Raw genomic sequence first — 16,349 nt, forward strand, 5'->3', positions numbered from 1 at the left:
ATTTACACCTCTCCATCATTTAAATCCACTAAAATTTGTCTCGGTTTACTACCTTTTTGCGGCCCAATCACTTGATTTCTTTCTAAATCATCCATGATACGAGATGCGCGATTATAGCCTATTCTAAATTGGCGTTGTAAAAGCGATGTACTCGCTTTTTGTTGTTCAATCACAAACAAATAAGCCTCATGGTATAAAGGATCATCGCTTTCCGCTTCACCTTGTTCAACCACTTCATCAGGTTCCATTTCTTTAACATAGTTTGCGGACTGTTGTGCGACAACATAATCTACAACTTTTTGTACTTCATTATCACTTAAAAAAGCCCCTTGCACACGTGTTCTCACAGAACCTCCATTTTGGATAAATAACATGTCTCCTTTACCCAATAATTTTTCTGCACCTCCACTATCGATGATTGTGCGTGAGTCCGTTTGAGAACTTACCGCAAAAGCGATACGTGACGGAATATTATTTTTAATGAGTCCCGTAATTACATCAACGGAAGGACGTTGCGTCGCAATAATTAAATGAATCCCAGCAGCACGTGCCATTTGCGTAATACGTGTTATCGCTGTTTCCACATCTTTACCTGCTACCATCATTAAATCTGCCAACTCATCAACAATTACAACAATATAAGGTAGTAATGGCTCTTTTTCGCCTAATTCTTCATTTTTTCGTGTAACTAGCGCATTAAAACCTTCAATATTGCGTGTGCCAGAATGTTGGAATAAATCGTAACGTCGCTCCATCTCACCGACCACTTTTTCTAATGCTTGAGAAGCTTTATGCGGGTTCGTAACAACTGGAGTTAATAAATGTGGAATACCATTGTACACATTTAATTCTACCATTTTTGGGTCAATCATCATAAGTTTTACTTCATGTGGTTTTGCATTGAGTAAAATACTTGTAATAATGCCGTTGATACAAACAGATTTACCACTCCCTGTTGAACCTGCCACAAGTAGATGTGGCATTTTATTCAATTCCGCGGTCATCGGTTCACCAGAAATATCTCTTCCCAAAGCAACTTCAAGCTTATTTTGTGTTGGGAATTTTTCTTGAAGGACCTCTTTTAAAGAAACGAGTGAAATTTTTTCGTTTGGCACTTCAATACCTACAGCGGACTTTCCAGGAATCGGCGCTTCAATACGAATATCTTTAGCCGCAAGTGCCAAGGCCAAATCACTATGTAAGTTGACAATTCTACTTACCTTTACCCCCTGTGCGGGTTGTACTTCATATTGTGTGACCGCTGGACCAATTTTTATTTGTGTGACTTTGGCATTCACGCCAAAGTTTTTAAGTGTCGTTTCTAATAGCTTTCCTTTTTGTTGAACTTCTGTTCTACTTGTCGTTTGTTGCTTTTTAGGTTCATCAAGTAAAGTGAGTGGAGGTAGTTCATAGGCTTGATTTTCTACTTCACCCGCTTCTGAAATTGAACCTTCATTCGTATGCGTTGAAGGAGGTTCTTCTGTTTTAGTTTGTCGTTGAGGGGGCGCCGGTTTAGAAGGTGTCACAGACGCTTCAGTAGACGCCGGTGCTTCATTTGATTCTTGTCTTGTATTTTCTTGATGATCCTCATGTCCAAAAATTGGAATCGTTGGCACATCAAAAGCACTTTCCGTTGTGTCTTCAGGGACTTCTTTAAAGTGTGATACATCTTTTGGTCTGTCTCTTAAGCGTTTTGCTTCTGTTCTTTGTTGACGCGCTTCACGACGTTTCAATTTAAAATCATGATATTTATCATATGATTTTGAAGCGCCTGATTTTGAAGTTTCAAACCATAATTTTGTCACGTCTCGATGACGTTTTTTTAATAACAAAATGATACTAGAAGCTAATAAAACAATCGTTAATAAAGTCACCCCGACAATCGAAATCAGTGGTGTCAATATGTGAACAAAGTAATAGCCAAATAGTCCTCCCCCAAAATTAGGGAAATGTGTTAGTTCGTATTGCTGATACACAAATGAAAGGACAGGCTCACGTTTAGCTCTCATCCCTCCAACGGATTGGTAATACAATTGTGCAACAAATAGTAACGCTATTTGAAGTAAAATTGACCCTGTAAGTCGACGAGATTTAGGCAACTTACCATTATAAGCTAAGAAACCTGTAGCTAAAAGTAATAGAATATATGTAAGATAACGCGTTAACCCAAATAAATAATTGAATATGCTATCAATTGCTATGCCTACAATACCAAGTTGAAAGAGGCCAAGCATGATCATAATGACAAAAACAATCGCTAATATAAAACGTACCGAATTATCTTTTTTATTCTTTTTCGTGGTACGTTTTTTGCGTGTCGCCGTTTGCGATTTTCGTTTTTTTGCTTGTGCCAATGAAAGTCACCTTCTTCTTTCTTAAATCTTTGTTCTATATGAATGGAGTCCTTGCTACTTTGTAATATGTATTATTGTATGAAATATCCATTAATGAATACGTAATAAAATCTACACTACTCTTTATTATACCGTAATCTTTATGTAAAAAAATGAATCCTCTCTTTAAAAATGACGGTCTTTTCAAAGAGAGGGATTCGATTGCATACATTTTTTCAGTTCTTTTTGTTTCTTATATTTCTGAGATGACTGGAATAATCATTGGTCTGCGACGTGTGCTTTCGTATAGTAGTTTACTAATTTGATCACGCATGTTTTGTTTAATTTCAGACCATTCGATATGTTTGGCTTGTAAGCCTTCTTCAACAATTTCTCGTACTTTTTCTTCTGCTTCTTTAAGGAGTGCTTCACTTTCTCGCACATAGACAAAACCACGAGATTGAATTTCTGGACCGGCAGCAATCGTTTTATTTTTAGGGTCTAATGTGACGACTGCAATGAAAATACCATCTTGTGCCAATAAATGTCTGTCTCGAAGAACGATATTCCCGACATCACCAACACCGATACCGTCAATTAAAATGTTACCTGCATGAACTTTTTCGTTTAAAGTCATATCATTGCCATCGAAATTAATAACGTCGCCAGCTTCAACTAAAAAGATTTTCTCTGGTTGTACCCCTGATTCACTTGCCAACTTAGCATGGGCAATTTGCATTTTAAATTCCCCTTGAATAGGAATAAAATACTCAGGTTTCATCATATTCAGCATCATTTTTAATTCTTCCATACAGCCATGACTTGAGGCATGAATTTTTTTATTGTTCGGAATAATTTCTGCACCTGCACGTACTAATTCATTTAAAGTATCACCAATAATGACTTCCATATTGGCAGAAGCTGTAATCGCTAAAAAGACAGAATCACCCGGTTCAATATTCATAATTTTATGTTTTTGACGGGCCATTTGATTGAGCGCTTCGACAGGTTCACCTTGCATTCCTGTTGCAATAATGATGACTTCATTTTTTGGATAATTTTCAATTTCATTTATTGGAATAAGTAAATCTTTAGGAATATTAAAGTATCCCATTTTACGCGCTATGTTAAACGAACTTTCGAGTGAACGTCCTAAAAATGATACTTTGCGATTCAATCGTGATGCAATATTTAACACTTGTTGAATACGAATAAAATTAGATGCAAAACATGAAACAATCAAACGTCCTTTCACTTTCGTAAAAGCGTCATACATGTGTGATTCAATAACATTTTCTGGTGTATTGTACCCTGGCTTTTCTGCTTCATTTGAGTCACTAAGTAACGCAAACACACCATTTTGACCAATTTCAGCCATTTTTTGAATGTCTGGCGCATATTGCCCATGTAAACTTTGATCAAATTTAAATTCACCTGTGTAGACAATGGCACCATAAGACGTATGAATACATACACCTAAACTATCTGGAATACTGTGAGTTGTATTAAAAAATGTGACATTTACACCTTTAAAACGCATAATAGATTCATTATTCACTACATAATATCTAATTTTCTTATCGATTTGGCGCGCTTTCATATTTTCTTTAACAAGTCCGATTGTTAATTTTGATCCATACACCGGTGCATCCACTTGTTCAAGCACATAAGTCACTGCTCCAATTGCATGTTCATGGCCGTGTGTTAAGAAAATTCCTTTTAGTTTATGTTTATTTTCAATCACATATTGAATATCTGGAATAACAATATCGATACCTAACATTTCATCTTCTGGAAACATTAATCCAGCATCAAGCATAAACATTTCATCGTCAACTTCAACTATATACATATTTTTCGCAATTTCACCGACGCCACCTAGGGGGATGATGCGAATATTTTTATTTTTCTTCTTTACTAAATTCAAAATGTTACCTCCTAATAAATATAACCCGTCCATTGTACATTCATATTTTATTATAGTTGATAACCTATCTTCTGTACACTATTAAAACATTTCATGCTATTCACAAATTAAACTGCTAATTGATAAAATCTCTAGCATTCATTTATAAATCATTAATAAATCTCAAGTGTCCGTTAGAAACTCAACCTTACTTGCACAGTATTATTTTTAAAGTTACATTAAAATAGCCATCAAAACTTATCTAAGGGTAAATTTTGATGGCTTTCAAACTCTAGGGGGAGGACTTTCCTCGCACCTAAATGCTTTATTATTTTATTTTTATATATTTAATGTTATCATCTTTATCTTTTGGTATTTCAAATTCCTCTGTGGACTCGAACATCACTGAACCTTGAGGTGCTAGTGTTTGAGGAAGTTGTCGGACTGGTTTAGGATTAATACTGTTAAAGCTAGCTTCTCCTTTGAATCCATCTAATCCTGTCGCCTCTTTTTTCTCTAAGGCTACTCTAAAATGACTCATAAATTCACCTAAAGTCATGTTAGGATCGACATGTTTTTGTATGGCCTTTTCTAATGCTTCGCTTGTATCTGCAGGATCTTGCAAGATTTCTTTAAATATGGCATCTCCATTATCACTTTGAGCACTTAAATATTGAGAGAAAAGGTATGACAACGCATAATTAGAAAGAACATCTCCACGATGATTCCATTTGATTAAAGAATGTCCATTGGCAATCGAATTCGAATGATTGTAATAATCAATTCGGTGTTCTAGCGGTTTACCTAAATACAAATGCTCACTTGCCATCGCAAATGCCTCATCTAACCAAACATCCATGCCGTCTTCTTTCTTCTCTTTTAATAATTTTTGGTTCGCATTCACCATATGTTGGTATTCGTGAGCTAATGTTGAATACACTTTCTTTTCATTCAAACGCGTTCGATCTGTTCCCATGGATGGATAAGTATCCATATAGAACACTTCAGCACGGTTTGAATTAGGAACATCATAAAGGTCTCTTGGATGGAAATAGCCTCCTGTATATGATCCTGTAACATCAAAATCATCTTTAATATCGTACACTAAAATATTGACTTTCCCATCTTTATCGACATCTGAAGGTTCACCAAACTTTTCTTTTACAAGCGGGTCAATCTTCTGATCAAATTCTCGTCCAATATTTTTGGCTTGTTGGTCTGAAATGTAATCATCAGCTACCCATACATTTGTAGCTGTCCCATTATATTTTAGTGTCGCTTTTGTTCGTTCATTTGCGTTCGTTTGCATGTTTACTGTCGTAAAGACACGTGTATCTTCTAATTTAGAATTGGAAAGCGCATTTTCAGATTTTCTTGTTCTATCTGTGATAGGTGTTTTTTCTTTAGGCGCTTTAAAGACTTTATCTTCTTGATATGATTGTAAATTTTTCGCTTTTATCGTATCAATCGTGTTATTTTTCAAACGATTCTCTTTAAAATTTCCAATGAAAGACTCATTTGCTTCTTTATTCGTCTCTTCATTATTTATAATATATGTATGTGCTTCCGCTAAGGGACTCAAAGAAAATACTGCTACCATTGAACTTGCGACAAGCGACGTTACCATTTTTTTCTTTTTGAACATTGAATCTTCCTCCTTAAAGTTTAATTAGTTTTAACTTAGCATTTATATAAATACAAATCAATATTAATTTTATCTAATAAATTGAATATATTTTATTAGAATAACTTTAGTTCTACTACTTAATGAGCGAGCCTCATATAGCCCTTTATCTTTACCATTTTCATATAGTAAAAATTTTAGAAGTTATTTTTCATTTTCCAAATTATGAAAAATAAAAAAGCAGTGAAACGACATTAAAATATCGTTTCACTGCTTTTGTTTTGAATTACCTATAATATTATGCTTTAGAATTTAATAATACTTTGTGAGACGCATTGACACGACCTTGTTTGTCAATTTCTGTCACTTTTACTTTTAACGTATCCCCAATTTTTAAGACATCTTCAACCTTATTGATACGTTCGTTCGCAATTTGTGAAATGTGAACGAGTGCATCTTTACCTGGGAACAATTCAACGAAGGCGCCAAATTTTTCAATACGTTTGACTTTACCCTCATATATTTGACCCACTTCAGCTTCACGAACAATACTTTCAATCCAAGCACGCGCTTGATTAATCATCTCTTGTTCTGTAGATCCGATATATACCGTACCATCTTGCTCAATGTCTAATTTTACACCCGTAGCATCAATGATTTCATTGATTTGCTTACCACCTGGTCCAATGACATCTCTGATTTTTTCTGGTTTAATCATTAAAATTTCTACTTTAGGTGCGTAAGCACTTAATTCAGCACGTGGCTGATCGATGGTTTGTAACATATGTTCTAAAATTGCTAAACGCCCTTGTCGCGCTTGTTCAAGTGCTTCTTCAATCACTTCTTTCGTTAATCCATCGATTTTGATATCCATTTGAATGGCTGTAATACCTTCTTTAGTTCCTGCAACTTTAAAGTCCATGTCACCTAGGGCATCTTCCATCCCTTGAATATCTGTCAAAATCGTATAACTTTCATCTCGTGTTACAAGTCCCATTGCGATACCTGCAACTGGGGCTTTTATCGGTACACCTGCATCCATTAATGCCAATGTAGATCCACAAATTGATGCTTGAGAAGATGAGCCATTCGATTCAAGAACTTCACTTACAATACGTACAGTATAAGGGAACGTTTTCTCGTCCGGAATAATGTATCTCAAAGCACGTTCGCCGAGCGCTCCATGCCCAATTTCACGACGCCCTGGTGCACGTACAGGACCAGTTTCCCCTACTGAGAAGTTCGGGAAGTTGTAATGGTGCATAAAACGTTTGTGTTCTTCTTCACCTAAACCATCAATAATTTGATATTCGGAAATTGAACCTAAAGTCAATACTGACAATGCTTGAGTTTGGCCTCGAGTAAATAAACCAGAACCGTGCGCACGTGGCAGTAACCCAACTTCAGACGATAGTGGACGAATTTCATCTGGTTTACGGCCATCTGGTCTCACTTTTTCATCGGCGATAAGGCGTCGAACTTCCTCTTTAATTAAGGCATTGATAATGCTGTTTACTTCTTTAAGTAATGCTTCATTTTCTGGATCTTCTTCATTTATATATTCAGCAAGAATCGCTTCTTTAACCGCATCTAAATTCGCTTCACGGGCTTGTTTCTCCATCGTTTGAATTGCATCGTTCAGCTTATAATCTTCAGCTTTGGCTTTAACTGAATCAATTAAAGTTTCATTTTTTTCAGCAGGAACAAATTCGTGTTTTTCTGGTTGAATATGCGCAATAATCTCTTCTTGGAAAGCACAGAGACGTTGGATTTCTTGATGACCGAATAAAATAGCATCTAACATTTCCGCTTCTGTAATTTCACTGGCCCCCGCTTCTACCATGTTAATTGCATCTTTATGTCCCGCCACTTCTAAATCTAAACGAGATTGCGCTTTTTGTTCTAAATTTGGATTGATCACGTATTCCCCATCAACATAACCCACGTTGACACCCGCAATAGGCCCTTGGAATGGAATATCTGAAACACTCAATGCCATAGAAGAACCAATCATTGCTGCCATTTCAGGAGAACAATTAGGGTCTGCACTCAATACCATGTTCATGATTTGTACATCATGGCGATAGCCATCAGGAAATAACGGTCGAATTGGGCGGTCGATAAGACGCGCAGTTAATGTAGCTTCATCCGCTGGACGTCCTTCACGCTTTTTAAATCCTCCTGGAATTTTACCTGCTGCATACATTTTTTCTTCATAATTGACCGTTAAAGGGAAAAAATCACCATCACGTGGTTCTTTCGATGCTGTCGCTGTTGACAATACAACAGTATCTCCGTAACGGACTAAGACGGCGCCATTTGCTTGTTTTGCAAGTTGCCCTGTTTCTATTGTTAACGGTTGGTTCGCCCATTCCGTTTTAAATACCATTTTTTCTTGAGACATGTATAATCTCCTCTCCTACTTCGATTACATTTCATCAATATTTCATTACTTATTATAGCTTACATATAAAACGCGACACAAACGCTTTCTAGATAAAAAGCGTCATATAGTAAAAAAAGAAAGAAACCAAAACCTGGCCTCTTTCTTTCAATGTGATGTTACATTAACGACGGATACCTAATGATTTGATAAGTTCACGGTAACGTTGAATGTCTTTTTCACGTAAATAGTTTAATAAATGGCGACGACGACCTACCATTTTTAATAAACCACGACGAGAGTGGTGGTCTTTTTTATGTGTACGTAAGTGATCGTTTAATGCAGTAATTTCTGCAGTTAATACCGCGATTTGAACTTCTGGTGAACCCGTATCAGTTTCGTGTGTACGGTATTCTTTGATTAATTCGTTTTTACGTTCTTGTGAAATTGCCATGTGTCAATTTCCTCCTTTTATTTGTTTTAAGATGCCTTAATCTGAGTGAGGCGTCGGAGTTTCGACCTACCAAGACTAAGGTCAAGCGTCTTAATTTCAGACCTTATATATTATATGATACATCATCACCAAAATCAACAGCAAGTAAATATTTCGCGCGTTCTTTATCTTGATTCATTTGAGCAACGAGTGGATCAATCCCATCAAATTTCAACTCTGGACGTAAATAATGATGCCATACGAGTACCACACGTTCCCCATAAATATTTTCGTTGAAATCAAAGATGTTCACTTCGATAACGACTTGTGGAAGATCATCGTGAAATGTAGGTTTGACGCCTACATTACAAACGCCTCTGTATACCCTGTCGCTTGACCCGATACGTAAACTTACGGCATATACCCCTTTCGCAGGTAATAAATAATCATCACTTGGTTGAATGTTGGCGGTTGGAAAACCAATCGTACGACCTCTTTTTTCACCTTGAACTACAGTACCTTTAATTTGGTAACGATAGCCGAGTTGGTCGTTTGCCTTTTGCAAATCACCTGTTTTCAGCGCCTCACGTATGGCAGTTGTAGAAATCTTTTCATTGTTTAAATCTTGCTTTCCAACAGTGATACATTCAAACTGGTCTTGATATTCTTGTAGCATTGCCATGTTGCCTTTACCATATTTACCAAATGTAAAGTCAAATCCAGCCACAATCACGTGGGCTTGGTTTTTCAACAGATATTCTTGTATAAAATCATCAGAACTTACATCCGCAAATCGAGACGAAAAATTAACGACTAAACAATAATCAATATCATATTGGCGGAGTAATTCGATTTTGTCATCTAAAGGCGTTAAATAAGTCGTTCTTTTTTGTTTAGGATTGAGTACAACAGAGGGATGGGGGTCAAATGTCATCACTGCTTTTTTTAATCCACGTGATGAAGCCACTTCGTCAAGTTTATGAATTAACGCTTGATGACCTCGATGTAATCCATCAAAAAATCCTAATGCGATAGCAATCTCGTCTTGAATATATTGCTCAGGTTGAATGGGGTGTGTAATTTCTATAACTTCCATAATCCTATGCTCCTTTAGTTAAACACCTTTTTCGGTTTAATTTCAGTGCGATGTGTAGGATGTGCTTCGTAAATAGCTATAACTGCATCAGTCGCTGCATCCACAAAAACAAGTTGATTTTGTGTGGTCATATTAAATTGTTGTCGCGACAATTTTTGACCATTTGAAATACGTTGCTTTAATTGTTTGTCCTCTATGTAAACCATTGGCAAAGCTTTTAATCCATATATCATAGGTAAAATAAAATCAGACAATGTATGGTTTTGATGCTTTTCTGCAATCCTTTCCAGTGATAATGCTTGGTCTATATGAAAGCCACCACTTTCCAAACGCGTCAATCGCGACATATGTGCTGGCAAGTTCAGCTGTTTTCCAATATCAGTTGCTAATGTCCGAATATAAGTGCCTTTCCCACATGATACTTCTATACTAAATGTAGCACATTCTTTATCAAAATCCACTTGATTTAATCTTTCTATGTGCGTAATCTTGACTTGTCTCGCCGGGCGTTCTACTGTTTCTCCACGTCTAGCATATTCATAAAGTTTCTTACCGTTGACTTTGACAGAAGAGTACATCGGAGGAATTTGTGTGATGATGCCTTGAAAGGAAGCTAAAACTTGATCAATTTGAGTATTGGTCACATCTCCTTCTTCGATAATTGTCTGTTCCAATACTTCCCCCGTTTGATCTTCAGTCGTTGTGGCTATCCCTAAGGTAATTTCTGCTTGATACGTTTTACCCATGTCCATCACATAATCGCTCACCTTAGTCGCTTGACCGATACAAATAGGCAATACCCCATCAACTTCAGGGTCTAATGTTCCTGTATGTCCTATCTTTTTCGTTTTTAAAATTTTACGTAATTTGAATACAACATCATGACTCGTCATGCCACGTGGCTTATATACTGGTAAAATACCGTGGTACATTGTTTCACCCCTTTACATAAAAAAGGACACGGCCCACTTTTGGTCGCGTGACGTATCCTTCTCTAATAACTTTAATCTTTTTTGTGTAAATCTTGAATCAATTGTTCAATACGATTTCCGTACTCAATAGATTCGTCGTATTCAAACTGTAACTCTGGTACGACACGTAAGCGCATACGTTGGCCGACCTCAGTTTTAATAAAGCCTTTTGCTTTTTCAAGCCCTTTAAACGTGTCTTCACGTTCTTTATCACTACCAAGTACTGTACAGTAAACCTTTGCTAATGATAAATCATTTGTCGGTTGCACATCAGTTATCGTTAAAAATCCGATACGTGGGTCTTTCAACTTATTGTTGATAATATCCATTAATTCTTTTTTCATTTGTTCACCGACGCGTTGTGCTCTCATATTCATAGTTTGTCACCTCTTTATATTTAAATTCATAGCTTTGACTTCAAAATAACATTATAAATGACAGTTGAAATGTCCGTCAATGAGCAATCCGCTCTGACTCAATCATTAAAAGCAAGAACATTGAAAAAATGATGATCAATATCTTGAAATACGCAGCCTAGAAACCCATCACGTTGATGTTTCGGTTGGACAAGTGACCCCCCAGCTTCAGTGACACGAACAATTAAATCATCTAAATCTTTTTCGCTTGTGACGGAAAGTGATATTAATACATCTTGACCGGTCACTTCTTGTTGTAAATAACTATGAAAAGTGGGATGCTCAACGAACATAATAGGAGAGGACGCACCTGCTTGTATCCCAAACATATGGCCCACTTGTTCAGGTCTTTGCATAATTTCAAAACCTATAGCTTTATAAAATGCTATACTTTTCTTTAAATCTTTGACAGCTAAATTAAACCACATATTTGTCACTAACATCATTGCACCTCTCAGTTAAAATTGAAAGTCAATTTCGTCATATTTCTTTTCTCATATTCAGTTTATACTGTAATATTCATCACCATTATACCCTATCTTACTCTACTTAAGTCCATGAATTACAACGTAAAATAAGGGAACGGACAATCCTTTTGCCCGTCCCCTTTTTCAGAACTAAAACATATCGATTTTAATTTTATCGTTCTACTTCAACCATGATGTACGCTTCAATAATATCGCCTTCTTTAATATCATTGAACTTTTCAATTGTAATCCCACATTCATAACCTTGTGCAACTTCTTTTGCATCATCTTTGAAACGTTTAAGTGTGTCGAGTTCACCTTCAAATAAGACAACACCATCGCGAATAATACGCACACTAGAATCACGTGTAATCTTACCTTCAGTCACGTAGCTACCTGCGATTGTTCCAACTTTAGATACTTTAAATGTTTGGCGCACTTCAGCTTGACCGATGACTTTTTCTTCGTATTCAGGATCAAGCATCCCTTTCATCGCCGCTTCAATTTCTTCGATAACGTTATAAATTACACGATGTAAACGCATATCGACATTTTCAGCTTCAGCCGCACGCTTTGCACCTGCATCTGGTCGAACGTTGAATCCAATGATAATACCGTTTGACGCATTGGCAAGTGTCACGTCGGATTCATTGATTGCCCCTGTTGCAGTATGAATGATACGTACATTGACACCTTCAACATCAATTTTCATTAAAGAGGCTGCAAGTGCTTCAACTGAACCTTGAACGTCCCCTTTAATAATGACATTTAAGTCTTTCATTTCACCTTGTTTCATTTGTTCAAACAAGTTATCTAATGTCACATTTTTACTTTCTTGACGTTGTTGGATAATACTTTCTTGTTCACGTGCTTCACCAATACGGCGTGCTTTCTTTTCATCTTTGAATACAACGAAGCGATCGCCAGCTTGAGGAACATCATTTAAACCTGTAATTTCGACAGGTGTTGAAGGTCCAGCAGTTTTAATACGTTTACCTAAATCATTGACCATTGCACGTACTTTACCATGCGTGTTACCCACCACAATCGCGTCACCCACATGTAATGTACCATTTTGTACAAGAAGGGAAGCGGCAGGTCCACGAGATTTATCTAATTCTGCTTCAATTACAGTCCCTACTGCAGCTTTATCTGCATTCGCTTTTAATTCTTGGACTTCTGCTACAAGACCAATCATCTCAAGTAAATCATCGATACCTTCGCCACTTAAGGCAGATAATGGAACGAAGATTGTATCGCCACCCCAGTCTTCTGGGATTAAGTTGTATTCTGTTAATTCTTGCATCACACGGTCGGCATTCGCTGTAGGTTTATCAATTTTGTTAACCGCAACAATAATAGGTACTTCTGCTTCTTTCGCATGATTGATTGCCTCAATTGTTTGTGGCATCACACCATCATCTGCAGCTACAACTAAAATTGTAATATCTGTCACTTGGGCACCACGTGCACGCATTGTCGTAAACGCTGCGTGTCCTGGAGTATCTAAAAACGTGATTTTCTTGTCATTATTTTCAATTTGGTAAGCCCCAATATGTTGTGTAATCCCGCCAGCTTCACCTTCTGTCACGCGGGTATTACGAATGGAATCTAATAAAGTTGTTTTCCCATGGTCAACGTGTCCCATGATAGTTACAACAGCTGGACGCTCAGATGCATCTTCATCATTTTCAATGTCATCAAAGTAAATGGATAGGTCATTATCATCAATAACAACTTCTTCTTCTAATTCAACACCATAATCTGATGCTACGAGTTCTAATGCTTCAATATCTAAGGATTGGTTGATATTGGCCATAATACCTAATAAAAATAGCTTTTTAATAATTTCAGATGAATCTACACCTAATTTTTCCGCGAGCTCACCAACAGTAATCCCTTCAGTATAAGTGATTTTCGATGGCATTTCTTTTGGCTCTGTAGGTTGTTGAGCTTGTTTTTGTTTATTGTTACGGTTTTGCTTGTTATTTTTATGATTACGTTTGTTATTCTTGTTGTTTTTAGCATTACCGTTATTCTTTTGCTGTGGTTGTTTAGAAGTGTTATTTTTTTTATTATTTTGCTTAGGTTGATCTTTCTTTTGTTGTTGTGTTGAGGCATTATTATTTTTCTTAGCGTCTTTTTGTTCAGATGATGTGTTTGACTTTTTGAACGCTTGATCTAATGTTTTAATTTGATCGTCTTCTAATGTTTGCATGTGGTTAGATACTTCGACGCCTGACTTCTTTAATTCATCAATGACATCTTTACTTTTAATATTTAATGATTTGGCATATTCATAGATTCTTTGTTTACTCATTGAACCACTCCTTACTTTATTCATCGATCATAGAGATTAATTTCTTCGCGAAACCTTGATCGGTGATGCCGATATTTACTCGGACTTCTTTCCCTACTGCGTCTCCTAATTCGAAGCGATTGCTTACAATACGATAAGGGATTTGATAACTCTTACACTTATTTGTCAGTGTTTTTTTAGTGTTGTCTGATGCGTCATTAGCAATGAGCACTAGAGAAAGGCGTTTCTTTTTAATTTCATTAAGGATGACACTTTCTCCACTTTTCACTTTGCCTGCACGCATTGCGAGCCCTAGAAAATTTAAAAATGCGCTATCGGTCATTTTGTTGGAATCTCTTCTCTATAAATTAATCGAATGATTTCTTTATAAACGGGATCTAAATCTTCTTTTGAGGCTTTAAAAAATTGTTCTAGTTTTTCTGCAGATTGGGCTTTTTCAACTAGGGCAACATCTTTGGAAACATAAGCACCACGACCCGGTTTTTTACCTGTCGCATCTGCTGAAATTTCACCTTCTTTATTTTGAACGACACGAATCATTTCTTTCTTAGGCTTCATTTCATTAGATAAGATACATTTGCGCATAGGAATTTTTCTTTTTTTCATTAAAAATCCCTCCTATTTGTCTTCGTGTTCTGAGTCAGATGTTACTTCTGATGATGAATCATTTTTAATCTCTTCTTCATCTAATGCGTCAACTTCTAATGCGTCAACTTCGGATGATTCTGTTGATGGTTCTTCTTTAGTCATAAATTTATCTTCAAGTTGTAAATCTTTAGCATCAGATTCAGATTTAATATCAATTTTCCAACCTGTAAGTTTAGCTGCTAATCGTGCATTTTGACCACGTTTACCAATCGCTAATGAAAGTTGATAATCCGGAACTATTACTGTTGTTGATTGATTTTCTTCGTCTACGATCACATCAACTACTTGTGAAGGACTTAACGCATTACTTACGAAAACTTTAGGGTCCTCACTCCATTGAACGATATCAATTTTTTCGCCACCTAATTCTTCAACAACCGCTTCAACACGTGCGCCTTTTGCACCTACACATGCTCCAACCGCATCGATATCTGGATTATCTGAATGCACACTGATTTTTGAACGATCTCCTGCTTCACGCGCCACAGATTTTACTTCGACTGTGCCTTCGTAAATTTCAGGGACTTCTTGTTCGAATAAACGTTTAAGTAAGCCTGGATGACTACGTGAAACATAAATTTGTGGTCCTTTAGTCGTTTGTTCGACTTTGTTCACATAAACTTTGATACGTTCATTAGGGACGTATGTTTCATTTGGACTACGTTCAGCTTCTGAAAGTACCGCTTCAGTACGTCCTAAATTTACGTAAACATAGCGGTGGTCGACACGGTCAATGACACCTGTCATGATATCTTCTTCTTTGTCGATAAACTCTTCGTAAAGAATTTCACGTTCTGCATCACGCAAGCGTTGCATCACAGCTTGTTTTGCAGCTTGAGCACCTACGCGGCCAAAGTCTTTAGGTGTCACATCTTCTTCATAAATATCGCCAATTTCGTAGGCAGGGTTTTTAACGAGTGCTGTAGAAAGGTCAACTTCTTCTCTGTCATCAAAAACCTCTTCAACGACTTCTTTACGAGAAATGACACGGAATGTCCCGCTGTCTAAATTTAATTCAACACGTACATTGCGTGCACTGTCGTAATTTTTTTTATATGCCGTAATTAAAGCGGCTTCAATTGCGTCCACAAGTACCTCTCTAGGAATCTTTTTTTCCTTTTCAAGGTATTCAGTCGCTAATAATAATTCATTACTTTTCACTAATACTTCCTCCTAACATTTATAGCATGACCGCATGTCTTGCTTTTGCGATTTTCTCACGCGGAATGTTGACTTGACTTGTTTTTGCTTTGATTTTAACTTCCATAGTAATTTCTGTATCCGTCACTGTCTTTAAAATGCCTAACCATTCTTTTTCACCTTCAACAGGCGCATACAACGAAACAAAGATAGGTTGTTCTATCGCATTATGAAAGTCTTTTTCTTTTTTTATTGGTCGTTCTGCACCAGGAGAAGCAACATCAAGGTAATAGGCTTCTGAAATTGGATCATGTTCATCCATTACTTCGCTAATTTTTTCTGATGCAATTGTGCAGTCATTTAAATCGACACCGCCTGGCTTATCAATTGAAATGCGCAAATAATGGTCACGACCTTCTTTTTCAAATTCAATATCAACTAAGTCATAATTTAATGCTTCAAGGACAGGTTGGATTAGTGTTTCAACTTGCTCTGTAACTTTACTCATACGAGCCCCCTTATCAGCGGTACACAAAGAGAAAAGAGCGGGTGATACCCACTCTTTCTCCTTGAGTCCAAATTTATAAGCATGTTTATTATAGCATAATCGCA

At 36.7% G+C, this 16,349-nt stretch carries 13 protein-coding genes and 1 pseudogene; all 14 read right to left on the reverse strand.

Features of this window, described 5'->3' with window-relative positions; genetic code table 11:
- Nucleotides 1–2: 2 nt before the first annotated feature.
- Nucleotides 3–2,354, reverse strand: a complete 2,352-nt coding sequence (locus tag G8Y84_RS03995; protein ID WP_037573384.1) for a DNA translocase FtsK — start codon at nucleotides 2,352–2,354, stop codon at nucleotides 3–5.
- Between the two features lie 232 nt (nucleotides 2,355–2,586).
- A complete protein-coding gene (rnjB, locus tag G8Y84_RS04000; RefSeq protein ID WP_037573383.1) occupies nucleotides 2,587–4,260 on the reverse strand; it encodes a ribonuclease J2 in 1,674 nt (557 codons plus the stop codon).
- Between the two features lie 307 nt (nucleotides 4,261–4,567).
- Nucleotides 4,568–5,884: a M30 family zinc metallopeptidase gene (locus G8Y84_RS04005; protein WP_107372170.1), complete on the reverse strand. Its 1,317-nt coding sequence runs from the start codon at nucleotides 5,882–5,884 to the stop codon at nucleotides 4,568–4,570.
- A gap of 277 nt (nucleotides 5,885–6,161) precedes the next feature.
- Entirely contained in the window at nucleotides 6,162–8,267 is a 2,106-nt protein-coding gene (gene pnp, locus G8Y84_RS04010; protein ID WP_107370275.1) for a polyribonucleotide nucleotidyltransferase, read from the reverse strand.
- Between the two features lie 163 nt (nucleotides 8,268–8,430).
- Nucleotides 8,431–8,700 (reverse strand): 30S ribosomal protein S15, encoded by a 270-nt coding sequence (rpsO, locus tag G8Y84_RS04015; protein ID WP_037573379.1) that lies wholly within the window; start codon nucleotides 8,698–8,700, stop codon nucleotides 8,431–8,433.
- 103 nt (nucleotides 8,701–8,803) lie between these two features.
- Nucleotides 8,804–9,775, reverse strand: coding sequence for a bifunctional riboflavin kinase/FAD synthetase (locus G8Y84_RS04020; protein ID WP_105996629.1), 972 nt, complete (start codon nucleotides 9,773–9,775; stop codon nucleotides 8,804–8,806).
- 14 nt (nucleotides 9,776–9,789) lie between these two features.
- A complete protein-coding gene (truB, locus tag G8Y84_RS04025; RefSeq protein WP_037573374.1) occupies nucleotides 9,790–10,707 on the reverse strand; it encodes a tRNA pseudouridine(55) synthase TruB in 918 nt (305 codons plus the stop codon).
- Between the two features lie 71 nt (nucleotides 10,708–10,778).
- Nucleotides 10,779–11,123: a 30S ribosome-binding factor RbfA gene (gene rbfA / locus G8Y84_RS04030; protein ID WP_037573372.1), complete on the reverse strand. Its 345-nt coding sequence runs from the start codon at nucleotides 11,121–11,123 to the stop codon at nucleotides 10,779–10,781.
- 98 nt (nucleotides 11,124–11,221) lie between these two features.
- A complete protein-coding gene (locus G8Y84_RS04035) occupies nucleotides 11,222–11,605 on the reverse strand; it encodes a VOC family protein (protein WP_037573370.1) in 384 nt (127 codons plus the stop codon).
- Between the two features lie 196 nt (nucleotides 11,606–11,801).
- A complete protein-coding gene (infB, locus tag G8Y84_RS04040) occupies nucleotides 11,802–13,949 on the reverse strand; it encodes a translation initiation factor IF-2 (RefSeq protein WP_037573368.1) in 2,148 nt (715 codons plus the stop codon).
- A 16-nt stretch (nucleotides 13,950–13,965) separates the two neighbouring features.
- The gene (locus G8Y84_RS04045) at nucleotides 13,966–14,271 is read right to left on the reverse strand and encodes a YlxQ family RNA-binding protein (RefSeq protein WP_037573366.1); all 306 of its coding nucleotides are present in this window, start codon (nucleotides 14,269–14,271) and stop codon (nucleotides 13,966–13,968) included.
- Nucleotides 14,268–14,555, reverse strand: a complete 288-nt coding sequence (rnpM, locus tag G8Y84_RS04050) for an RNase P modulator RnpM (RefSeq protein ID WP_037573364.1) — start codon at nucleotides 14,553–14,555, stop codon at nucleotides 14,268–14,270. Before rnpM ends, G8Y84_RS04045 begins: the two co-directional genes overlap by 4 nt.
- Nucleotides 14,556–14,725: 170 nt before the next feature.
- Nucleotides 14,726–15,758 (reverse strand): annotated as a pseudogene (nusA, locus tag G8Y84_RS04055) (transcription termination factor NusA); the annotation flags it as partial.
- 19 nt (nucleotides 15,759–15,777) lie between these two features.
- Nucleotides 15,778–16,245 (reverse strand): ribosome maturation factor RimP, encoded by a 468-nt coding sequence (gene rimP / locus G8Y84_RS04060; protein ID WP_037573359.1) that lies wholly within the window; start codon nucleotides 16,243–16,245, stop codon nucleotides 15,778–15,780.
- Nucleotides 16,246–16,349 lie beyond the last annotated feature (104 nt).

The organism is Staphylococcus sp. 11511212, from assembly GCF_011394755.1.
In the GTDB taxonomy this organism is placed as follows: Bacteria; Bacillota; Bacilli; order Staphylococcales; family Staphylococcaceae; genus Staphylococcus; species Staphylococcus chromogenes.